This is a genomic window from Serratia sp. BNK-12 (assembly GCF_047456085.1).
Classification (GTDB): domain Bacteria; phylum Pseudomonadota; class Gammaproteobacteria; order Enterobacterales; family Enterobacteriaceae; genus Serratia; species Serratia liquefaciens.
The window spans coordinates 4,383,549-4,405,508 of sequence record NZ_CP179896.1 but is presented as its reverse complement, the minus strand read 5'-3'; the positions used below and the strand labels follow the sequence as shown (position 1 = coordinate 4,405,508).

The following is a 21,960-nucleotide window of genomic DNA, read 5'->3' as shown; positions in this document are numbered from 1 at the left end:
GTCGATATGAAACGATCACAGTCAGATACCTATTTAGAGGGGCGATCGATTAGCGGGTGGGTTAGAATAATCAACTAGCCTATTTGTATTACATTTAATTCCATTAATGAATAACCCATTATGACTGAATTACAGCAACAGCCGCGGGTGGCGCAGGCCCCACGTCTAAAACGCAGTGACGCAGTGCGCGAGCTTTTACGTCGGGATAAAACGCCGGTGGCGATCCTGTTTATGGCGGCGCTGGTGGGCACCCTGGCGGGGCTGCTCGGGGTGGCCTTTGATAAGGCGGTAGATTGGGTGCAGCAGCAGCGCTTTTCCGCGCTGGCGCAGGTCGCCGATTATTGGATCCTGGTTTGGCCGCTGGCCTTTATTCTTTCCGCCGCGCTGGCGATGTTGGGATATTACCTGGTACGTCGCTTTGCTCCTGAGGCAGGGGGATCGGGCATACCGGAGATCGAAGGGGCATTGGAAGAGCTGCGTCCGGTGCGCTGGTGGCGGGTGATCCCGGTAAAATTTATCGGCGGTATGGGCACCTTGGGCGCGGGTATGGTGCTGGGCCGCGAAGGGCCTACGGTGCAGATGGGCGGCAACGTCGGGCGCATGGTGCTGGATATCTTCCGCATGCGCGGTGCCGAAGCGCGCCATTCTTTGTTGGCAACCGGTGCAGCCGCCGGCCTGTCTGCGGCCTTTAACGCCCCGCTGGCGGGCATTTTGTTTATCATTGAAGAGATGCGGCCGCAGTTCCGCTACAACCTGATTTCGATTAAAGCGGTGTTTATCGGCGTCATCATGTCGAGCGTGGTGTTCCAGCTGTTCAACGGGGAAGGTTCGGTGATTGCGGTGGGCAAGCTTTCCTCGGCGCCGATCAATACCCTTTGGCTGTATTTGGTGCTGGGGGCAATATTTGGTGCGGTGGGGGTGATGTTCAACGCGTTGGTCTTCCGCACTCAGGATATGTTCGCTCGCCTGCACGGCGGAAAAATGCGCAAAATTTTGCTGATGGGCGGTTTGCTCGGCGGTATTTGCGGCATTCTGGGGCTGATCCAGCCCGAAGCCGCTGGCGGCGGTTTTGGCCTGATCCCGATCGCCGCAGCGGGCAACTATAGCGTCGGCATGCTGATGTTTATTTTTATCACCCGGGTGATCACCACGCTGCTGTGTTTCGGTTCCGGCGCACCGGGCGGCATTTTTGCGCCAATGCTGGCGTTGGGTACGCTGTTTGGCACCGCCTTTGGCCTGGCCGGCGGGCATTTGTTCCCCGAGTACGGCATCGAAGCCGGCACCTTCGCTATTGCCGGCATGGGCGCCCTGTTTGCTGCCACGGTGCGTGCGCCGTTGACCGGGATCGTGCTGGTGCTGGAGATGACCGACAATTACCAGCTCATCCTGCCAATGATAATTACCTGTCTGGGTGCTACGCTGGTGGCGCAGTTCCTCGGGGGCAAGCCGTTGTATTCCTCCATATTGGCCCGCACCTTACAACGGCAGGAAGCGTCGCAGGCCAGCGAGGCGGCCGATAAAACAGGTAAAGAAAATACAACAAATGCGGTGAATACTTGAACGCAACACTCAGGTATTGGATAATCATTAACATTAATCCGGCCGCCATTGTAGCGACCTGATGCAGAACAATGTTGGGAGTAAAGAGTATGAGTGATGAAACAGCACTGCCCCTGCAATTTACCGAGGCAGCAGCAAGCAAGGTTAAAGTCCTGATTGCTGATGAAGAAAATCCGAATCTGAAGTTGCGGGTTTACATTACCGGTGGCGGTTGCAGCGGATTCCAATACGGCTTCACTTTTGACGACAAGGTCAACGATGGTGATATGACTATCGAGAAGCAGGGCGTCGCGCTGGTGGTTGACCCGATGAGCCTGCAGTATCTGGTGGGCGGCTCGGTCGACTATACCGAAGGCCTGGAAGGCTCGCGCTTCGTGGTGACTAACCCGAACGCCAAAACCACCTGCGGCTGTGGATCTTCCTTCAGCGTCTGATCCTGCGTGCAGCAGTACTAAACCCGCCAACCTCACCGGTTTGCGGGTTTTTTTATGGCTACCATTCTACGGTGACCAATTCTCGATAGGTTTCACTGCCGCTTTCGTTTTGTAACCTGCTACGGGTTACCTTAGGTTGGGCGTCGGTCGCATTGCCGCATTTCACCTGAGGGACTGTGTCGCTGACATCTACGCTGCACATAGGCATTAAGGTCAGGCTGACGCCGATTTTGCCGCTGGTGGTACCGGCGTAAGCGAGAGAGCTGCACAGCAGTACGCTGAACAATAAGATAATATTTTTCATCATTAGGACAAAGCCATCCGTAAGCAATCACATAATGGCTTATCGGCAAAAAGTTAATAAAATTTAACAGGGCGGAAGAATGGTTAACTTGAACTTAAAAAGTTTATTACATTGTTTTCCCTGATTTTTTCAGACGCAGATAATAACATTTGTTTATTAATTGGTCGAATATTCTGCTCTAGGGAGTGGGGGCGTGATAAGACTCCGCCCGGTATCGGGCGGAGTGGGATTAGCGCTCGAGGATAAATGCGGGCAGTTTCAGGTGCCAGCGAATGGCCGCCAGCCTGATGGCTAGCGTGATGACCATGCCAAGCATCATCGCCTGCTGCAGCGGCATACCGAAAGTGGCGAAGGCCGTGGCATGTACGATGCCGCCGATAATACAGGCAGTAGCGTAAATTTCGGTTCGCAGGATCATGGGGATTTCACGCGCCAGCACATCGCGGATAATGCCGCCGCCAACGCCGGTGATCACGCCCATACAGATTGCCACTAATGGGCTGGCATCGGCGGCAAAGGCTTTATTTACCCCGATGCCGACGAACACCGCCAGCCCGACGGCATCCAGCACCGGCAAGATCCATTTAGGCAAGCGGCGCGGTTGGCGCACCAGCAGCAGCGTCAGTACGCAGGTGATCATCGCCACCACCAGATCGGTTGGATCCTTTACCCAAAATACCGGCCCGTTAGCCAATGCCATGTCGCGAATGGTGCCGCCACCGACCGCAGTGACCACGCCAAGCACCAGCACGCCAAAGGGATCCATCCGCAGCTTGCCCGCCAGCAATACGCCGGAAATGGCGAAAACCGCCGTACCCAGGATATCCAACCAAAACACCAGCATTAACGGATCTCCGCCAGTTGGCTGCACAGCTGTTGCGCAGCCAGCATGATGCGGGGGCCGGCGCGGTTGAACCAGTCGCCATTGAGCGCAATCACCGGTACCTGCAGTTGCGGCGCCCAGAAGGCTTTTACGCTGGCAATCTCTTTTTGGTCGCCGGTAATAACGATGGCCTGGGGTTGACGCGCCAACACCTGCTCACGACTGATTTGCGGCCATGGCATGCGGCTGTCGGCAAAGATGTTTTCCGCACCGCACAGCGACAACACCTGGCTTTGCAGGGTGGCACCGGAAGTGGTGAACAAGGGCTGGGTGCCGAATTGCAGCAGGACCCGTCTTGGCTGAGTGTGAGGATATTTGTTTTTCAGGTCGGCAATTTGCTGACGAAGAGCCTCTGCGGCCAGATGCGCCTGTTCAGGATGCGGGCTGTATTGGGCCAGTTGATCCAGCGAGCGGGGGATATCATCCAGAGTAGTGGCGTCGGCATAGAAAATCGGAATGCCGAATGCGGCAAGCTGATCCAGCACTCGCTGCGGATTGCCACCGCGCCAGGCGAGGATCAGATCCGGCTTTAGCGCCAGTACCCGCTCCAGATTGATGCCTTGCCAGGAGGCGACCTGCTCGAGTTTCTTGGCTGCTGGCGGATAATCTGAATAGGCGCTCACCGCCAGCAGCGTGTCGCCCATGCCGGCGGCATAGGCAAGTTCGGTGGTATTGGGTGCCAGGCTGATCACGCGCTGGGCAGCGCCGACAGGCAGCGCCACCCATAATGCCAGCAGCCACAACAGGGCTGAAAAGCGTCGCGTCACATTAACCGCGCTTAGCCAGGGTCTGCAGCATGGCGTTAACCATCAGCGTGGATTGCTGAGCGGCCACCACCAGGAACTCGTCGAAGCTCATGTGCGATTCACTGTCGGCAACGTCAGAGATTGCGCGTACCACGACAAACGGGGTGCCGAACAGGTGGCAAACGTGGCCCACGGCCGCCGCTTCCATTTCTACTGCCGCCACGCTCGGGAAAGTCGCGCGAATGCGGGCCAAAGGCTCTGCGCCGTTAATGAAGGCATCGCCGCTGCAGATCAGGCCGCGTACGGCGTTCAGATCCAGTTGCTTGATGCAGCTTTCTGCCAGGGCAATCAGCGCGTCGTCCGCGACAAACGCCGCCGGGCAGCCGGCCATTTGGCCTGGTTCGTAACCGAAAGCGGTCACGTCGGCATCGTGATAACGCACTTCTTCGGACACCACGATATCGCCGACCTTCAGCGTGCTGGCCAGGCCACCGGCAGAACCGGTGTTGATCACCACGTCCGGCTTGCAGTGTTCCAGCAGCAGGGTGGTCCCCATGGCCGCAGAAACCTTACCGATGCCGGACTTCAGCAACGCCACGTCAACGCCGCCGATCTGGCCGGTATAGATTTCACAGCCCGCGCGTTGAATGGTCTGACGGTTTTCGATTTGATCGCGCAGCAGGGTGACTTCCTGCTCCATTGCGCCGATGATGCCTACTTTCATAAATAACACTCGCTGATTGGGTGTGGGAATTGCGCCATAGTCTATCATGGCTCTCATAGAGAGATAATGCGTTGCATATGCCGTCGGGAATTGTTATCACGGGGGCTGGGCGCAACGGCGGAGAAACAGATGTCCGGGATCGACTTTAAGCAGAAAATCAGCTTCCAACGGCCCTTCAGCAACCCCATTGAAGCCGAAGAAGAATACGACATAGTGCGGCAGTTCGAGAGCGATCGCGGGCGTATTGTCAATTCCGCCGCCATTCGCCGTCTGCAGCAAAAAACCCAGGTGTTCCCGCTCGAACGCAACGCCGCGGTGCGCAGCCGCCTGACGCACTCCATGGAAGTGCAACAGGTAGGGCGGCATATCGCCAAAGAGATCCTTAATCGTTTCAAACAGGCAGGGCGGATCGACGAGCTCGGCCTGACCAAACTGCTCGATCCTTTTGAAAGCATTGTCGAAATGGCCTGCTTGATGCACGACATCGGTAATCCGCCTTTTGGCCATTTTGGCGAGTCGGCAATTAACGACTGGTTTGCGCAGCGGCTGGATCCTGCCAGCTGCGGCAGTGAGCCCGCCAGTAACGATCGCTGCCAGGTCAGCGTATTGCGTCTGCACGAAGGTGAGAGCGATCTTAACCGCCTGCGCAGCCGCATTCGTCACGATCTCAGCCACTTCGAAGGTAATGCCCAGGCCATCCGGTTGGTGTATACCCTGCTCAAGCTTAACCTGACCTATGCACAGGTGGGCTGTATCCTGAAATATACCCGCCCGGCCTACTGGGCCAGCGATATTCCAGCCAGCCACAACTACCTGATGAAAAAACCGGGCTTTTATCTGGCGGAAGAGGCATTTGTCGATCGGTTGCGGCGTGAGTTGAATATGGGCGAGTTCGACCGTTTCCCTCTGACCTATATTATGGAAGCCGCTGATGATATTTCGTACTGCGTGGCGGATTTGGAAGACGCGGTGGAAAAAAACATTTTCACCGTCGAACAGCTTTACCAGCATTTAACTCAGGAGTGGGGTGAGGTAACGCCGGGCGATCTGTTTGATAAAACCGTGGCCAGTGCTTTTCGCAAGATCGATCGCGGGGGGGCGCGTCGCAGCACCGAAGATCAATTCTTCATGTATTTACGAGTTTTCACCGTGGCGCGTTTGGTCCCGCATGCGGCGCAGCGTTTTATTGATAATCTGGATGCGGTTTTCCAGGGAAACTTTAATCAGGCGCTGTTGGAAGATTCCAGCCCGGCTTACCAACTGCTGAAAATATTCAAGAATGTGGCCTTCAAACACGTCTTCAACCATCCTGAAGTCGAACAGCTGGAGCTGCAGGGCTACCGGGTGATCAGCGGCCTGCTGGATATCTATAGCCCGTTGCTGGCAATGTCTTTGGCGGACTTTACCCGGCTGGTACAGGAAGACAGCCATCGTGCTTATCCGATAGAAACGCGCCTGTTTCACAAGCTTTCGACCAAACATCGTCTGGCGTATATCGAAGCGATTGAAGGTTTGCAGCACCTGTCACCCGAGCAATTGGCGATCCGGGAGTATTATTTCCGCGCGCGTTTGCTGCAGGATTATATCAGCGGCATGACCGATCTTTATGCCTATGACGAATACCGCAGATTAATGGCAGCGGAATAATTCATTCCGCTAATAAATATTATTTTAAGCAGTTTGCTTGGCGCCGTGAGCTTATTTGGAGTTTTGTAAAGACGGACAATATTTGTTTACTATTACCAATAATCTGCGCCGGAACTTCGGGTTATTAATAGGCTCTCACTATGCACAAAGACCCTAATACTTTCTGATCGACTTTAGAAGAGACACACAGATGAAAAAAACCGCATTAGTTCTGAGCGCATTGGCATTCAGTATTGGTATGGCGATGGGCCCGATGACGGCCGTCGCCGCAGAAACCGCGTCTTCCAGCACCCAGCAATTGCCAAGCCTGGCACCGATGCTGGAAAAAGTGATGCCTTCCGTGGTGAGCATTAATGTTGAAGGCAGCACCACGGTCAATACGCCGAAAATGCCGCAGCAGTTCCAACAGTTCTTTGGTGAGGATTCACCGTTCTGCCAGGACGGTTCGCCATTCCAGGGCTCGCCGATGTGCCAGGGCGGCGCTGGCGCTGAACCGGGGGCGCCTGATCAGGGCACACAGCAAAAATTCCAGGCGCTGGGCGCCGGGGTAGTGATTGACGCGGCCAAGGGCTACGTCGTCACCAACAACCACGTGGTGGATAACGCCAACAAAATCCAGGTTCAACTGAGCGACGGTCGCAAATTTGACGCCAAGGTGATCGGCAAGGATCCGCGTTCCGATATTGCGTTGATCCAACTGAAAGACTTCAAGAACCTGACGGCGATCAAGATGGCGGACTCCGAGCAACTGCGAGTCGGTGATTACACCGTGGCGATCGGCAACCCCTATGGACTGGGTGAAACAGCCACTTCCGGTATCGTTTCTGCACTGGGCCGCAGTGGGTTGAATATCGAAAACTACGAGAACTTTATCCAGACCGATGCGGCGATTAACCGCGGTAACTCGGGTGGCGCCTTGGTGAACCTTAACGGCGAGCTGATCGGCATTAACACCGCGATCCTGGCGCCGGACGGCGGCAACATCGGTATCGGTTTCGCTATCCCGAGCAACATGGTGAAAAACCTGACCGCGCAAATGGTCGAGTACGGTCAGGTCAAACGCGGTGAATTGGGCATTATGGGTACCGAACTGAACTCTGAACTGGCGAAAGCGATGAAAGTGGACGCGCAGCGCGGGGCATTCGTCAGCCAGGTGATGCCGAAGTCTTCTGCCGCCAAAGCGGGTATCAAGGCCGGTGACGTGATTGTCACCATGAACGGTAAAGCGATTTCCAGCTTTGCGTCGTTCCGCGCGGAGATCGGCACTCTGCCGGTAGGCAGCAAAATGTCGCTGGGCATTCTGCGCGACGGCAAGCCTGTTACCGTGGACGTTACGCTGGAACAAAGCGCCCAGACTCAGGTTGAGTCCGGCAATATTTACACCGGTATTGAAGGTGCCGAACTGAGCAATGGCCAGGTCGGCAACCAGAAAGGCGTGAAGGTAGATAGCGTTAAAGCCGGCAGCGCTGCCGCCCGTATTGGGCTGAAAAAAGGTGACGTGATCCTGGGCGTTAACCAACAGCCAATCCAGAACCTGGGTGAACTGCGCAAGATCCTCGACAGCAAACCTTCGGTGCTGGCGCTGAATATCCTGCGTGGTGACACCAGCCTGTACCTGTTGATGCAGTAATGACCCCAGGTTTTTACCAAAAAGGCACGCTACGGCGTGCCTTTTTATTGCCTGTTACTTCAGGCCAAATGAGCGCGCGCGGCCTGGCAGACCAGCTCAATCTCATCCAGCAGCTCCAGCCATTCCGGCTCCAAATCATTGCTGCTTACCCCCCGACGCAACTGCTGTTCAATGTAGAAACACAGCTGTTTCAGTCGCGGTACGCCGCTGTAGCTGCAACTGCCGTGCAGTTTGTGGATCAAATCCAGAATGTCGGCGTCCGGCGTGCCGTCGAGCATCGCTTGCACGCGTTCGCTAACCTGTGGCAGGAAGTCGAGCAGCATCTGCAAAAGGTCACGGGCCAGATCGGGCTTGTTGGCCGCCTGACGCAGCGCCAGGGCCCAGTCGAGCGACAACGGCGGTTCATTAACGGGAACGGGTGCCGGCGTTACCGGGTCGGGTTCGCCGCTGTGATAGCGGGCCAACACGCGGGTCAGCATGGCTTCGTCAATCGGTTTGGCCAGATAGTCATCCATGCCGGCCTGCAGCAAATGTTCGCGTTCGCCGCTGACCGCATGGGCGGTGACGGCGACGATCGGCGTTGAATTGTGGTGCGGCAGTTGGCGGATCAGCTCGCTGGTTCGAATACCGTCAATGTTGGGCATCTGGATATCCATTAGGATCAAATCCAGCACGTTATCGCGCGCCAGCAGCAGCGCTTCTTCCCCGCTTTCACACAGCAGGGTCTTTTCCACCTGTTCGGCCAGCAGGGTGCCGATCAGTTTCAGGTTGGCCGGATTATCGTCAACCGCCATCACCGTTAGCGGCAGGCGTTTACGTTCCGGCAGCGCAGTGATGCGCGGCGGCGTTTCCATGCGCAGCAGCGGGAACAGGCGATTACTGGTGATTGGCTTGATCAGGCAACCGGCGGCGCCCTGTTGTTTAAGCATTTCGGCGTTGATTTGCGACTGGCAAGGCAGCGCCAGAATCACCCGGTCGGCGACTTTCAAAGCCGCCAGCAGCTTGCTTTCGTGCTGGGCCATATTGTCGCGGAAGGGGATTGGCACGCCCACCAGCAGGAAATCGTAATGTTTCTTCGGCAGTTGGGCCAGCGTAGGTGAATGGGTAATCACCAGTTGGGTGACGTTCAGCATATTGAGCGTCGCCTGCGCTGCCATCGGGTTGGCTTCGATATACCCCAACGTCTTGCCTTGCAGATCCGGCAGGCTTGGCGGCAGCGACAGCATGCCTTCGTGCAGATCGAGCGTGATGTGGAACCAGAAGGTCGAGCCGCGATTCAACTGGCTGTGGAAGCAGATATCGCCGCCCATTTCTTTCACCAGCTTCTGGGTGATCACCAGCCCCAGGCCGGTGCCGCCGTGACGGCGTGAAATACTGGCGTCCGCCTGACGGAACGCCTGGAACAGCTGTGACTGTTGTCGTTCGGAGATGCCGATGCCGGTGTCGTGGATTTGTACTTCCAGCTCAATCTGGCGGTCTTGCAGGCCGCGCAGTTCGACACGGATATCGATGTTGCCGGTTTCGGTAAACTTGATCGCGTTGCCCAGCAGGTTGGTAATGATCTGCTGTAACCGCAGCGAATCGCCGATCACCTGCTCTGGAACGTCGTTGTGCACGTCCAGCGTCAGCTCCAGCCCTTTTTCGTGGGCGCTCGGTGCCAACAGCACAATGACCTCGTCGAGGGTTTCACGCAGTGAGAACGGAATATGTTCCAGCACCAGCTTGCCGGCCTCCAGTTTGGAGAAGTCCAGCACGTCGTTAATGATGGTCAGCAAGTTGTTGGCCGAGCGCTCGATGGTTTGCAGGTAGTCGGTTTGGGTGACGCTCATTTCTGTTTTCAGCATCTGGCGGGTAAAGCCTATCACGCCGTTGAGCGGAGTACGCAGCTCGTGCGACATGTTCGCCAGGAATTCGGATTTGATGCGGGCCGCTTCCTGGGCGCGTTTTTTCGCCAGATCCAGCTCGACGTTCTGGATCTCCATTTGCTCCAGGGTTTCGCGCAGGTCGGAGGTCGCCTGATCGATGTTCTGCTGCATCTCTTCATGGTAGGCCGTGAGCGACATCGCCATTGAGTTGATGCCGTTCTTCAGCATATGCAGTTCGCCCAGCATAAAGCCTTCGACACGGCTGTCGAGCTGACCGCGGCGGATGCGATCGACGGTATTGACCATATTGCGGATCGGGCCGGTGACGTCGCGCATCAGACGGTAAGCGAACAGAATGGCGATACACATGCACAACAACAGCAGCAGGGTGGAAACGAAGACCTCTTTGTATTGCTGCAGGCGAACCGACTGCAGATCCAGCTCGATCGCCACATAACCCAGGCGGTTGTCCTGCTGGAGATCGCTGCTGGCAGCCTGGTCCGGGTACTGGCTCTCTGACAGGATCGGGGTGCGCAGGATCAACGAGTCACCGCGCCGGGTCAGCATCAGATCCGTGGGGATCGGAACCCCCTTCGGCAACTGCAATTGGGTAAAATTGTGATGGTAATTGGAGGTGACAAACAGATTATTCTGCGCATCAAATACCGTAATTGAACGCACAATATCTGAATGACGGCGGTGTAACAGACTGACCAACTGCCTGACCGACTCGCGGCTGCGGAACGTCATGCCGTACTCGCTGGCTACTGCCAACGGTTCGATAATGCTGGCGCCGGCGTCAACCAGTTGTTCTTGCAATTCATTGTAGCGATGCACTACGAAGAAAGTGCTGAGCAACAGACCAATCAACAGCGTTGGGGCCAGAATCAGGATCATCATGCGCGCCCGCAGGCTGTATTTGGTCATGGGTTTCCAATGTGGGAGAATTGCCGGACAATCTCTACTTTAAATGAACCAGCACTCAATCGACAAATATGGCGCAATTCTACTCTCCGAAACGTCGCGTGACGACCCGGCAAAATTCTCCCGTGCTAACACTGACGGTAGACAACCTCGATCCCTTTGGTCAGGGCGTGGCGCACCACAACGGCAAAGCGATTTTCGTCCCGGGGGTATTACCGGGCGAGCAGGCGGAAGTCCAACTCACGGAAGAAAAAAACAAGTTTGCCAAAGGCAGGTTAAAGCGCCTGCTCAGCCGCAGCCCGCAACGTGTCGAACCGCGCTGCCCACACTTTGGCGTGTGCGGCGGTTGCCAGCAGCAACACGCGGATGAAAGCCTGCAGCAGCAGAGCAAGGCGGCGGCCCTGGTGCGAATGATCGCTCGCGAAACCGGCGTTACGCCGCTGCAGGAGCCGGTGATCGCCGGTCCACAATACGGCTATCGCCGTCGCGCCCGTCTCGGGCTGTTGTGGCAGCCCAAACAGCAGCGTCTGGCAATGGGCTTTCGCCAGGCGGCGTCCAGCGATCTGGTGCCGGTGACGCGGTGCCCGGTGCTGCATCCTGAACTGGAACAATTACTGACGCCGTTGCGATCTTGTCTGAGCGCATTGCAGGTCGCCAGACGACTCGGGCATGTCGAACTGGTGCTGGCAGATAACGGCCCGGTACTGGTTCTGCGCCATCTCGACGCCTTGAAAGAGGATGACCGCCAGGCCTTGCAGGCTTTTGCGCGGACAAAAAACGTAACCATTTATTTGGCGCCGGACAGCGATAGCCTCGAAAAACTGTGCGGTGAAACGCCGTATTATCAGGTCGACGGGCTACGCTTAGACTTCAGCCCGCGTGACTTTATTCAGGTAAATGACCACGTAAATCAGCAAATGGTGGCCCAGGCCCTTGAATGGCTCAGTATTCAACCCAATGATCGGGTATTGGATCTGTTCTGCGGCATGGGCAATTTTACCCTGCCGTTGGCGCGACGCGCCGCTGCGGTGGTAGGCATAGAAGGTGTTGCCACACTGGTAGCGAATGGGCAATATAATGCACATAAGAATAGGCTGAATAACGCCAGCTTCTTCCATGAAAATCTGGAAGAAGACGTTGAGCAACAACCTTGGGCAGCACAAGGATTTGATAAAGTGATGCTGGACCCTGCCCGTGCGGGCGCGGCCGGAGTGATGTCACATATTGTTAAACTGGCGCCAGAGCGGGTGGTTTATGTTTCCTGTAACCCGACCACGCTGGCACGCGACAGCAAAGTGCTGCTGAGCGCCGGTTATCGTCTTGCACGTGTGCGGATGTTGGATATGTTTCCGCATACGGGGCATCTTGAGTCAATGGCGCTGTTTATTAACGGTTCTGCGCCAGAGGTCGCTGCAAAGTAGGGAGAGGGTATGGTTGCGGTAAGAAGTGCACATCTGAACACGGCTGGTGAATTTGCTCTCGACGAGTGGATTGCCAGCTTGGGGCTACCTAACCCGCAGTCATGTGAGCGATTAGCCGCAACCTGGCGTTACTGTGAGCAGCAGACCCAGAACCATCCTAATGCGCCGCTGTTGCTGTGGCGCGGGCTGGAAATGGTCGAGATCCTCTCTACTCTGAGCATGGATAACGACAGCATGCGCGCCGCGCTGCTGTTCCCGCTGGTGGACGCCGGCATCGTGCAGGAAGAAACCCTGACCGAAGAGTTCGGCAAGGGCATCACCTATCTGGTGCATGGCGTACGCGATATGGACGCCATCCGCCAACTGAAAGCCACTCAAAACGATTCGATGGCCTCCGAACAGGTCGACAACGTGCGCCGCATGCTGTTGGCGATGGTGGAGGATTTCCGCTGCGTGGTCATCAAGCTGGCGGAGCGTATCGCTCACCTGCGCGAAGTGAAAGATGCGCCGGAAGACGAGCGCGTGCTGGCGGCAAAAGAGTGTTCGAATATCTATGCGCCGCTGGCTAACCGTCTGGGTATCGGGCAGCTCAAATGGGAACTGGAAGATTTCTGCTTCCGCTACCTGCATCCGGACGAGTACAAACGCATCGCCAAGCTGCTGCACGAACGCCGCATCGATCGCGAACAGTTTATTGACGATTTCGTCGCCTCGCTGCGTAATGCGATGGTCGATGAAGGCGTCAAGGCGGACATCTACGGCCGTCCAAAACACATTTACAGCATCTGGCGCAAGATGCAGAAGAAGGCGTTGGCGTTTGACGAGCTGTTTGACGTGCGCGCGGTACGCGTGGTGGTCGAACGCTTGCAGGACTGCTATGCCGCGCTGGGGATTGTGCATACCCACTTCCGCCATCTGCCGGATGAGTTCGACGACTACGTCGCCAACCCGAAACCCAACGGTTATCAGTCGATCCACACCGTAGTACTGGGTCCGCGCGGGAAAACGCTGGAAATTCAGATCCGCACCCGGCAGATGCATGAAGATGCAGAACTGGGTGTCGCCGCGCACTGGAAATACAAAGAGGGTGCGGTTGCGACGGTTCGCTCAGGCTACGAGGAACGTATCGCCTGGCTGCGCAAACTGATCGCCTGGCAGGAAGAGATGGCGGACTCCGGCGAGATGCTCGACGAGGTTCGCAGCCAGGTGTTCGACGATCGGGTTTATGTATTCACCCCGAAAGGCGACGTGGTGGATCTGCCAGCCGGCTCTACGCCGCTCGACTTCGCTTACCATATTCACAGCGACGTCGGCCACCGTTGCATCGGTGCCAAAATTGGCGGCCGCATCGTGCCCTTTACCTATCAGCTGCGGATGGGAGACCAGATTGAAATCATCACCCAGAAGCAGCCGAACCCAAGCCGCGACTGGCTGAACCCGAACCTCGGTTATATCACCACCAGCCGTGGACGCTCCAAGATCCACAACTGGTTCCGTAAGCAGGATCGCGATAAAAATATCCTTGCCGGTCGCCAGATGCTGGACAGCGAGCTGGAACACCTCGGTATCAGCCTGAAAGAGGCCGAGAAGCTGCTGATCCCGCGTTACAACATGAATTCGCTGGATGAAATACTGGCGGCGATTGGCGGCGGTGATATTCGCCTGAATCAGATGGTGAATTTCCTGCAGGGCAAGTTCAACAAACCGAGCGCCGAAGAGCAGGATCGCGAAGCGCTGCGGCAGTTGGTGCAGCAGAAAGCGCCGCCGGCAACCCGCAGCAAGGACAACGGCCGGGTGGTGGTGGAAGGGGTAGGCAACCTGATGCACCACATTGCCCGTTGCTGCCAGCCGATCCCGGGCGACGATATTATCGGTTTTATCACCCAGGGGCGCGGCATCTCCATTCACCGTGCGGACTGTGACCAACTGGTGGATCTGCAATCGCACGCGCCGGAACGTATCGTGGATGCGGTGTGGGGCGAAAGCTATTCCAGCGGTTACTCGCTGGTGGTGCGCGTGATGGCCAACGATCGCAGCGGCCTGTTGCGTGACATCACCACCATTTTGGCCAACGAAAAGGTCAACGTGCTGGGCGTCGCCAGCCGCAGCGACACCAAAAAACAGCTGGCAACCATCGATATGGACATTGAAATCTACAACCAACAGGTACTGGGCCGGGTGTTAGCCAAGCTCAATCAACTGCCGGACGTGATAGACGCCAAACGCCTGCACGGCAGCTAAATCAGCTGCGTCTTTCGGGCCACATCATTGTTGGCCAGGCTCCGTGGCTTCAGTTATCGTAGGGGGCGAACCTATTCGCCCCGATTGACCCGGGCGCAGCACGCTGCGCCGCTACATTAATGACCGGCGCCGATTCTTTTGTCAGAGACTTTCTTATGACCCAATCTTCTCCACTGCACCGCTTGCTGAACATCATGAAAACGCTGCGCGATCCGCAGGTCGGTTGCCCATGGGACCGCAAACAAACCTTCGCCACCATCGCTTCTTACACGCTGGAAGAAACCTACGAGGTACTGGACGCTATCGAACGTCAGGACTACGGCGATCTGCGTGACGAACTGGGGGACCTGCTGTTCCAGGTGGTGTTCTACGCCCAGATGGGCCAGGAGCAGGGGCTGTTTGACTTCGACGAGGTGTGTAACGCCATCAGCGATAAGCTGGAACGCCGTCATCCGCACATTTTCGGGGAAGCCGAGGCTGCCGACACCGAGGCCGTTGCGGCCCGCTGGGAGCAGTTGAAGGCCGGTGAGCGTGCAGAGAAAGCGCTGCATTCTGCGCTGGATGACATTCCTCAGGCGCTGCCGGCGCTGATGAAGGCGCACAAGATTCAGAAACGCTGCGCTTCGGTCGGTTTTGACTGGCATACGTTGGGCCCGGTGCTGGACAAGGTGTACGAAGAGATTGACGAAGTGATGCATGAAGCGCAGCAGGCGGTAGTCGACGAACAGAAACTGGAAGAGGAAATCGGCGATCTGCTGTTCGCCACGGTGAATTTATCGCGCCATCTTGGCCATAAGGCAGAAAATGCGTTGCAGGCAGCCAACCGCAAGTTCGAGCGCCGTTTCCGTCAGGTAGAAGAGATTATCCAACGGCGTGGGCTGCAGATGGGCGAAGCAACGCTGGAGCAGATGGAAGAGGCGTGGCAGCAGGTTAAGCGCCAGGAAAACTAATCTGCCGCTCGGGTGTCCTAGGATTGCCGCAGTAGCTTAATCTTGATCGGCGACAAGGTTCACCCAAGCTGAAACGGTTAAGCTCAGAGTCATAGTTTGCTGAACCGTGGCTTACCGACAGCAAAACGCCAACAAACTGAAATCTAAGGCGTTTTATTGTCTCGAAAGGGCGGAAAAATAAATTTTTCTGTGCTAACTCCTTGTTTTAAAAAGACAGGTCCTGGCAGGCCGATAGAGTAAACCCTGATGAACCCCTGATGGTGACAGAGATGATGGACAGTAAAACGATCGTTTGTAGGTCTGGAGAGGTTCGGGTATACTACTTTCCCGTCTTGGTTCTTCCATCGTCTTTAAACCTAAACTCTCAGGTTCAGCATGACAACTAATTATATTTTTGTGACCGGCGGGGTCGTATCCTCTCTGGGTAAAGGCATTGCCGCAGCCTCTCTGGCGGCTATTCTTGAAGCCCGTGGCCTCAACGTTACCATCATGAAACTGGACCCGTACATCAACGTGGATCCGGGCACCATGAGCCCGATTCAGCATGGGGAAGTTTTCGTCACCGAAGACGGCGCAGAAACCGATCTGGATTTGGGTCACTACGAGCGCTACATCCGCACCAAAATGTCGCGCCGCAACAACTTCACCACCGGTCGCATTTACTCCGACGTTCTGCGTAAAGAACGCCGTGGCGACTATCTGGGCGCAACCGTACAGGTCATCCCGCACATCACCAACGCGATCAAAGAGCGCATCCTCGAAGGCGGCGAAGGCCACGACGTGGTGTTGGTTGAGATCGGCGGTACCGTCGGCGATATCGAATCGCTGCCGTTCCTGGAAGCCATCCGCCAGATGGCCGTGGAAGTGGGCCGTGAGCACACCCTGTACATGCACCTGACTCTGGTGCCGTACATGGCCGCTGCCGGTGAAGTGAAAACCAAACCTACTCAGCATTCCGTAAAAGAACTGCTTTCCATCGGTATTCAGCCAGATGTGCTGATTTGCCGTTCCGATCGCACAGTTCCTGCTAACGAACGCGCGAAAATCGCACTTTTCTGTAACGTGCCGGAAAAAGCCGTTATCTCCCTGAAAGACGTTGATTCTATTTATAAAATCCCAGGCCTATTGAAATCTCAGGGGCTTGATGATTATATTTGTAAACGATTCAGCCTCAACGCGCCGGAAGCCAACCTGGCCGAGTGGGAGCAGGTTATTTACGAAGAAGCCAATCCGGGCGGCGAAGTGACTATCGGTATGGTCGGCAAATATGTCGAACTGCCGGATGCTTATAAGTCGGTGATTGAAGCGCTGAAACACGGCGGCCTGAAAAATCGTCTGACCGTGAACATCAAGCTGATCGACTCGCAGGATGTTGAAACCCGCGGCGTAGAAGTGCTGAAAGGTCTGGATGCGATCCTGATCCCAGGCGGCTTCGGCTACCGTGGCGTAGAAGGCAAGGTGATGACCGCGCGTTATGCGCGTGAAAACAACATCCCTTATCTGGGCATCTGCCTGGGTATGCAGGTGGCGCTGATGGAGTTCGCCCGCAACGTTGTGGGTATGGAGAACGCCAACTCAACCGAGTTTGTGCCAGACTGTAAGTACCCGGTGGTGGCATTGATCACCGAATGGCGTGACGAAGACGGCAACGTCGAAGTCCGTACCGAAGAAAGCGATTTGGGTGGCACGATGCGAGTCGGTGGCCAGCAATGTCACCTGACCGACAATAGCCTGGTACGTCAGATGTACGGCGAACCGACCATTGTTGAACGTCATCGTCACCGTTATGAAGTTAACAACATGCTGTTGAAGCAAATTGAAGCCGCCGGGCTGTTGGTTGCCGGCCGTTCCGCAGACAACAAGCTGGTTGAGATTATCGAACTGCCGAATCACCCGTGGTTTGTAGCTTGTCAGTTCCACCCGGAATTTACTTCGACGCCGCGTGATGGTCATCCGTTGTTCGCCGGCTTTGTGAAGGCCGCTGGTGAGTATCAGAAGCGCCAGGTGAAATAAAATATTTGGTAGGCGGCGCGCAGTATATTTACCCCAAATAATTGGGGTTACATCAAGGCGGCAAGAGACTGAGTCCCGATGAGCTGACATAAGTCAGTGATTCGGGTGAATGAACGTAGCCAACACAGATGTAGCCTCAAGTATGAAGGGTATGCGCGCTGTTTGTCTGGAGTTTTAGTTTAACTTGTACTGAGGAAAACCTAATGTCCAAAATCGTTAAAGTCATCGGTCGTGAAATCATCGACTCCCGCGGTAACCCGACTGTTGAAGCCGAAGTGCATCTGGAAGGCGGTTTCGTAGGTCTGGCTGCTGCGCCGTCAGGTGCTTCTACCGGTTCCCGTGAAGCACTGGAACTGCGTGACGGTGACAAGTCTCGTTTCCTGGGTAAAGGCGTACTGAAAGCCGTTGCTGCAGTAAACGGCCCGATCGCTCAGGCAGTATTGGGCAAAGATGCCAAAGACCAGGCTAACATCGACAAGATCATGATCGACCTGGACGGTACTGAGAACAAATCCCAGTTCGGCGCTAACGCCATTCTGGCGGTTTCCCTGGCAGCGGCTAAAGCGGCTGCAGCTTCCAAAGGTATGCCGCTGTATGAGCACATCGCTGAGCTGAACGGCACCCCAGGCAAATTCTCTATGCCACTGCCTATGATGAACATCATCAACGGCGGCGAGCACGCTGACAACAACGTCGACATTCAGGAATTCATGATTCAGCCGGTTGGCGCGAAAACCCTGAAAGAAGCCGTTCGCATCGGTTCTGAAGTTTTCCATCACCTGGCGAAAGTGCTGAAGGCCAAAGGCCTGAACACTGCTGTAGGTGACGAAGGCGGCTACGCACCAAACCTGGGTTCCAACGCCGAAGCGCTGGCTGTTATCGCTGAAGCGGTAAAAGCAGCAGGCTACGAGCTGGGCAAAGACGTGACCCTGGCGATGGACTGTGCGGCTTCCGAGTTCTACAAAGACGGTAAATACGTCCTGGCCGGCGAAGGCAACAAAGCCTTCACTTCCGAAGAGTTCACTCACTTCCTGGAAGAGCTGACCAAACAATATCCAATCGTGTCTATCGAAGACGGCCTGGACGAATCTGACTGGGATGGTTTCGCATACCAGACCAAAGTGCTGGGTGACAAAATCCAGCTGGTGGGCGACGACCTGTTCGTTACCAACACCAAGATCCTGAAAGAAGGCATTGAGAAAGGCATCGCTAACTCCATCCTGATCAAATTCAACCAGATCGGTTCTCTGACCGAAACTCTGGCTGCTATCAAGATGGCGAAAGACGCAGGCTACACCGCGGTGATCTCTCACCGTTCAGGTGAAACCGAAGACGCAACCATCGCCGACCTGGCTGTGGGTACTGCGGCTGGCCAGATCAAAACCGGTTCTATGAGCCGTTCTGACCGCGTTGCTAAATACAACCAACTGATCCGTATCGAAGAAGCGCTGGGTGCACGCGCTCCGTTCAATGGCCTGAAAGAAGTTAAAGGTCAGTAATAACGGTTTGGTTCGTTGCTAAATGAAACCCGCTCCGGCGGGTTTTTTTATCACTGGTTATTTACATAAGTGATAGTGAGTTATTTATTATTATTGAACTAATATCGTATTATCTGTTTTTTAACTTGATGTATTAATTATAATAATAAAATTCCTATTTTATATATTCTCTTTTCTATTGCTTTATATTTTTTCGTTACTAGACTGCCAGTAAGGCAGAAGAATTAAGCCTGTATTCCTGCCTCCATTCGTTTCCCTAAAAATTGCCGAGCCGCGACTCGGCTGGGTGAGGGCTTGATGCGAAACAGGATTGTGATAGTCGGTGGGGGTACCGGAGGGACCATATTGGCCAATTTACTGGCCACGAAATTACATCGGGAAATATTGAATAATAAAGTTGAGTTATTGATGATTTCGGATTCTCCGATTCATTATTATAAACCCGCTTTTATGTACGTTGCCTTTAACGCTTTTTTCAAACAGGAATTAACCCGCTCACAGCAAAGCCTGCTGCGTCCGGAAATTCAGTTTATTGTCGATAAAGCGGAGCGCTTTGATTTAACTCAGCGAGTGATCCATACCCGCAGTGGCAAACAGTACCCGTATGATTTTCTGGTGTTTGCCACCGGCTGCGTGCCCTGGCCGGAGCGTATCGAAGGGTTGGCGCGGGCAGGCGATCATTTTTACCAATATCAGGCCGCCCGCCAGCTGGCACAAAAGCTGTCGAGCATCGAAAAAGGCCGAATTTTTATCACCGTCTCCTTCCCCGAAACGCCCAATGTGCCGCACCAGTGCGGTATTGCCCCGATAGAAACCACCCTGATGCTCGATGATTACCTGCGTCGACGCGGAGTGCGTAAAGCGGTTGAAATTGTTTATACCTACCCCAGTGTTTCGCAGTTGCTGCGTAACTGCCTGTTTTTACAGCGTCCAACCGCAGAGGCCTTGCCCGGTATTTTCGCCGCGCGGGATATTCGCCATCAGCGCGGGTTTACTCTCAGCCGGGTGGATGAGCAGCAGAAAATCGCTTTTTCCGCCGAAGGTGAGCAACAGCCGTTCGATATTTTGATGGCGACTCCGCCAATTCGTGCGGTAGAGGCGGTGCGGAACACGGGGCTGAGCGAGGGGCATAAAGGGGAAGGCTGGTTGCCGACCGACCATCAGACGCTGCAGGTCTATGGCCAACAAGGGGTCTATGTTATCGGCGATACGGTGGATTTGCCGGTCAGCAAGGCCGGTGGCTCCTGCCACAATCAGGCGCCGGTGATTGCCGACAATATCGTGGCGGAACTGAGGCTGGGCCAGACCGTTAGCCACTACGACGGCAAGGTGCAGGCCATTGCTCAAATGGGGCTGCAAGCCGGGATGCCGCTGGTTTACGACTACCGCAACGATGTGCTGCCGACGCCTTCAACCAAAGTCGGCGGCATGCTGCGCAACGGTTTTAATCGCGGACTCTACTGGGCGACGGTACGCGGGCTGATTTAACGGAGGGCCTATGAACGCATCTGAACATGAACCCCTGGCGGCTTTGCTGGAGAAGCTACAGCCGCTGCTGGCCGGTGGTCGGCTCGATAACGTGGTCGATCTGTTGTCGCTGCTGTCTGACCTGGTGGATATCGCCGATAACGCGCTGGTGGAAAAACTCTCCGGCGTCTTTGAAGGCCTGGTGGCTGCGGGATGGGAGGGCGGAATGGCGTTGAAAATGGCGCATACCGAGTTGCAGTTGGATCCCTCACCCGTCAATTTTCGTGCGCTGTACGCCTTGTTGCGGCAGCCGGATACCTTACTGGGCTTGATGCTGGTGCTGCGTACTTTGCAAATCGTTGGCCAGCGTATGCGCAGCAGCGCACTGCCCACGGACGTTTGAACGAACTAAGCATCATTGTTTTCACTCACTCAGGTAAGGAGTTGTCATGTCTGCCACCTTCAGGCAAGCCTTTGCAACACGCGCGATCCATCACGGTTACGATCCCCAGCAGTATCTGGGAGCGCTCTGTCCCCCGGTGTTTATGAGCTCGACCTTTACGTTCCCGACGGCGGAATATGGCGGTGCCTGCTTTGAAGGCACTGAGCCGGGGTATTTTTATTCACGCATCGCCAACCCGACCCTCAACCTGCTGGAACAGCGGATAGCCAATCTGGAGGGGGGCGAAGCTGCGGTGGCGTTTTCCTCCGGTATGGGCGCGATTACCGCCTGCTGCTGGACACTGCTCAATCCGGGCGATGAGCTGATCGTTGACGAGACGATTTACGGCTGCACCTTCAGTTACTTTCATCACGGATTGGCGCGCTACGGCGTGAAAATAACTCACGTCGACCTGACCCGCCCGGAGCGTCTGGCGGCGGCGATCGGCCCCCGGACCCGTATGGTGTATTGCGAAACGCCGGCCAACCCGAATATGCGTTTGGTCGATATTACCGCAGTCGCCGAAATTGCTCACCGCCAACAGGCGCTGTTACTGGTGGATAACACCTATTGCACCCCGTATCTGCAACGGCCGCTGGAACAGGGGGCTGATATAGTGGTGCACTCCGCAACCAAATACATCGGGGGGCATGGCGATCTGTTGGCCGGACTGGTGGTGACGCGCCAGGATTTGGCGCAGGACATCCGTTTAGTTGGGCTGAAAGACATGAACGGTGCGGTGCTGTCTGCCCAGGATGCCGCATTGCTGCTGCGCGGGCTGAAAACCCTGCCGTTGCGTATGGAACGCCATTGCGACAACGCCCAGCGTTTGGCGGAAATGCTGGCTCAGCATTCGGCGGTAGAACGTGTCTATTATCCCGGGCTGGAGGATTTTCCCCAGTATGAGTTGGCGCAGCGGCAAATGGCGCGGCCAGGCGGCATGCTGGCGTTTGAACTCAAAGGCGGTATGGCGGCGGGCATTCGCTTCCTCAATGCGCTGCGTTTGATCTTGCGCGCGGTCAGCCTGGGGGATTGCGAATCGCTGGCGCAGCATCCCGCCAGCATGACCCACTCGGCCTACAGTCCCGAAGAGCGGCAGCGTCACCATATCAGCGACGGGCTGATACGCTTGTCCGCCGGTCTGGAAGATCTTGGCGACCTGCAGGCCGATATCCGCCAGGCCTTGGCGCAAAGCTAGCCTTGATGCCCC

The 21,960-nt window shown here is 55.7% G+C and carries 17 protein-coding genes; 12 read left to right on the top strand and 5 right to left on the bottom strand.

Annotated features, from left to right (window positions below; all coding sequences use genetic code 11):
• Window positions 1–120: 120 nt before the first annotated feature.
• Both clcA and erpA read left to right on the top strand, forming a co-directional pair.
• Complete coding sequence (clcA, locus tag ACMGG1_RS20590; RefSeq protein WP_414160986.1) at window positions 121–1,560, top strand: H(+)/Cl(-) exchange transporter ClcA; 1,440 nt, start codon at window positions 121–123, stop codon at window positions 1,558–1,560.
• A gap of 89 nt (window positions 1,561–1,649) precedes the next feature.
• Window positions 1,650–1,994, top strand: coding sequence for an iron-sulfur cluster insertion protein ErpA (gene erpA / locus ACMGG1_RS20585; protein WP_004950184.1), 345 nt, complete (start codon window positions 1,650–1,652; stop codon window positions 1,992–1,994).
• Between the two features lie 58 nt (window positions 1,995–2,052).
• On the opposite strand, the gene ACMGG1_RS20580 is transcribed toward erpA, so the two are convergent.
• The 4 genes from ACMGG1_RS20580 to mtnN form a co-directional block, all read right to left on the bottom strand.
• Entirely contained in the window at window positions 2,053–2,301 is a 249-nt protein-coding gene (locus tag ACMGG1_RS20580; RefSeq protein WP_115060077.1) for a hypothetical protein, read from the bottom strand.
• A 226-nt stretch (window positions 2,302–2,527) separates the two neighbouring features.
• Window positions 2,528–3,142: a TRIC cation channel family protein gene (locus ACMGG1_RS20575; RefSeq protein WP_020825232.1), complete on the bottom strand. Its 615-nt coding sequence runs from the start codon at window positions 3,140–3,142 to the stop codon at window positions 2,528–2,530.
• Window positions 3,142–3,948, bottom strand: coding sequence for a vitamin B12 ABC transporter substrate-binding protein BtuF (gene btuF / locus ACMGG1_RS20570; RefSeq protein WP_129983319.1), 807 nt, complete (start codon window positions 3,946–3,948; stop codon window positions 3,142–3,144). Before btuF ends, ACMGG1_RS20575 begins: the two co-directional genes overlap by 1 nt.
• 1 nt (window position 3,949) lies before the next feature.
• A complete protein-coding gene (gene mtnN / locus ACMGG1_RS20565) occupies window positions 3,950–4,651 on the bottom strand; it encodes a 5'-methylthioadenosine/S-adenosylhomocysteine nucleosidase (protein ID WP_020825234.1) in 702 nt (233 codons plus the stop codon).
• Window positions 4,652–4,780: 129 nt separating this feature from the next.
• Between mtnN and dgt the strand changes: the two genes are divergently transcribed.
• The gene (gene dgt / locus ACMGG1_RS20560; protein WP_020825235.1) at window positions 4,781–6,298 is read left to right on the top strand and encodes a dGTPase; all 1,518 of its coding nucleotides are present in this window, start codon (window positions 4,781–4,783) and stop codon (window positions 6,296–6,298) included.
• A 190-nt stretch (window positions 6,299–6,488) separates the two neighbouring features.
• A complete protein-coding gene (gene degP / locus ACMGG1_RS20555) occupies window positions 6,489–7,928 on the top strand; it encodes a serine endoprotease DegP (protein WP_020825236.1) in 1,440 nt (479 codons plus the stop codon).
• Window positions 7,929–7,987: 59 nt separating this feature from the next.
• Here the strand turns inward: degP and barA are convergent, their stop codons facing one another.
• Window positions 7,988–10,720 carry a two-component sensor histidine kinase BarA gene (gene barA / locus ACMGG1_RS20550; RefSeq protein ID WP_115060073.1) on the bottom strand — a complete coding sequence of 911 codons (2,733 nt, stop codon included), beginning with the start codon at window positions 10,718–10,720 and terminating at the stop codon, window positions 7,988–7,990.
• A gap of 68 nt (window positions 10,721–10,788) precedes the next feature.
• Here barA and rlmD point away from each other — a divergent pair, with 68 nt between their 5' ends.
• The 8 genes from rlmD (at window position 10,789) to ACMGG1_RS20510 (ending at window position 21,948) form a co-directional block, all read left to right on the top strand.
• Window positions 10,789–12,138: a 23S rRNA (uracil(1939)-C(5))-methyltransferase RlmD gene (gene rlmD, locus ACMGG1_RS20545; RefSeq protein WP_414160985.1), complete on the top strand. Its 1,350-nt coding sequence runs from the start codon at window positions 10,789–10,791 to the stop codon at window positions 12,136–12,138.
• A gap of 9 nt (window positions 12,139–12,147) precedes the next feature.
• Window positions 12,148–14,379, top strand: coding sequence for a GTP diphosphokinase (gene relA / locus ACMGG1_RS20540; protein WP_020825239.1), 2,232 nt, complete (start codon window positions 12,148–12,150; stop codon window positions 14,377–14,379).
• Window positions 14,380–14,534: 155 nt separating this feature from the next.
• A complete protein-coding gene (gene mazG, locus ACMGG1_RS20535) occupies window positions 14,535–15,329 on the top strand; it encodes a nucleoside triphosphate pyrophosphohydrolase (RefSeq protein WP_414160984.1) in 795 nt (264 codons plus the stop codon).
• A gap of 375 nt (window positions 15,330–15,704) precedes the next feature.
• The gene (gene pyrG / locus ACMGG1_RS20530) at window positions 15,705–17,342 is read left to right on the top strand and encodes a glutamine hydrolyzing CTP synthase (protein WP_020825241.1); all 1,638 of its coding nucleotides are present in this window, start codon (window positions 15,705–15,707) and stop codon (window positions 17,340–17,342) included.
• A gap of 203 nt (window positions 17,343–17,545) precedes the next feature.
• Window positions 17,546–18,841, top strand: a complete 1,296-nt coding sequence (gene eno / locus ACMGG1_RS20525; protein ID WP_020825242.1) for a phosphopyruvate hydratase — start codon at window positions 17,546–17,548, stop codon at window positions 18,839–18,841.
• 297 nt (window positions 18,842–19,138) lie between these two features.
• Window positions 19,139–20,329: an FAD/NAD(P)-binding oxidoreductase gene (locus ACMGG1_RS20520; protein ID WP_414160983.1), complete on the top strand. Its 1,191-nt coding sequence runs from the start codon at window positions 19,139–19,141 to the stop codon at window positions 20,327–20,329.
• Between the two features lie 10 nt (window positions 20,330–20,339).
• Window positions 20,340–20,711 (top strand): hypothetical protein, encoded by a 372-nt coding sequence (locus tag ACMGG1_RS20515; RefSeq protein WP_020825244.1) that lies wholly within the window; start codon window positions 20,340–20,342, stop codon window positions 20,709–20,711.
• 46 nt (window positions 20,712–20,757) lie between these two features.
• A complete protein-coding gene (locus ACMGG1_RS20510; protein ID WP_400827671.1) occupies window positions 20,758–21,948 on the top strand; it encodes a methionine gamma-lyase in 1,191 nt (396 codons plus the stop codon).
• The last annotated feature ends 12 nt before the right edge of the window (window positions 21,949–21,960 follow it).

What these genes read in the sequence shown, in the direction of transcription:
- ACMGG1_RS20515 (WP_020825244.1), top strand. Translation starts at nt 20,340, where the DNA reads ATGAACGCATCTGAACATGAACCCCTGGCGGCTTTGCTGGAGAAGCTA.
- ACMGG1_RS20510 (WP_400827671.1), top strand. Translation starts at nt 20,758, where the DNA reads ATGTCTGCCACCTTCAGGCAAGCCTTTGCAACACGCGCGATCCATCAC.
- pyrG (WP_020825241.1), top strand. Translation starts at nt 15,705, where the DNA reads ATGACAACTAATTATATTTTTGTGACCGGCGGGGTCGTATCCTCTCTG.
- rlmD (WP_414160985.1), top strand. Translation starts at nt 10,789, where the DNA reads ATGGCGCAATTCTACTCTCCGAAACGTCGCGTGACGACCCGGCAAAAT.
- relA (WP_020825239.1), top strand. Translation starts at nt 12,148, where the DNA reads ATGGTTGCGGTAAGAAGTGCACATCTGAACACGGCTGGTGAATTTGCT.
- mtnN (WP_020825234.1), bottom strand. Translation starts at nt 4,651, where the DNA reads ATGAAAGTAGGCATCATCGGCGCAATGGAGCAGGAAGTCACCCTGCTG.
- dgt (WP_020825235.1), top strand. Translation starts at nt 4,781, where the DNA reads ATGTCCGGGATCGACTTTAAGCAGAAAATCAGCTTCCAACGGCCCTTC.
- erpA (WP_004950184.1), top strand. Translation starts at nt 1,650, where the DNA reads ATGAGTGATGAAACAGCACTGCCCCTGCAATTTACCGAGGCAGCAGCA.
- ACMGG1_RS20575 (WP_020825232.1), bottom strand. Translation starts at nt 3,142, where the DNA reads ATGCTGGTGTTTTGGTTGGATATCCTGGGTACGGCGGTTTTCGCCATT.
- ACMGG1_RS20580 (WP_115060077.1), bottom strand. Translation starts at nt 2,301, where the DNA reads ATGATGAAAAATATTATCTTATTGTTCAGCGTACTGCTGTGCAGCTCT.
- eno (WP_020825242.1), top strand. Translation starts at nt 17,546, where the DNA reads ATGTCCAAAATCGTTAAAGTCATCGGTCGTGAAATCATCGACTCCCGC.
- degP (WP_020825236.1), top strand. Translation starts at nt 6,489, where the DNA reads ATGAAAAAAACCGCATTAGTTCTGAGCGCATTGGCATTCAGTATTGGT.
- barA (WP_115060073.1), bottom strand. Translation starts at nt 10,720, where the DNA reads ATGACCAAATACAGCCTGCGGGCGCGCATGATGATCCTGATTCTGGCC.
- clcA (WP_414160986.1), top strand. Translation starts at nt 121, where the DNA reads ATGACTGAATTACAGCAACAGCCGCGGGTGGCGCAGGCCCCACGTCTA.
- ACMGG1_RS20520 (WP_414160983.1), top strand. Translation starts at nt 19,139, where the DNA reads ATGCGAAACAGGATTGTGATAGTCGGTGGGGGTACCGGAGGGACCATA.
- mazG (WP_414160984.1), top strand. Translation starts at nt 14,535, where the DNA reads ATGACCCAATCTTCTCCACTGCACCGCTTGCTGAACATCATGAAAACG.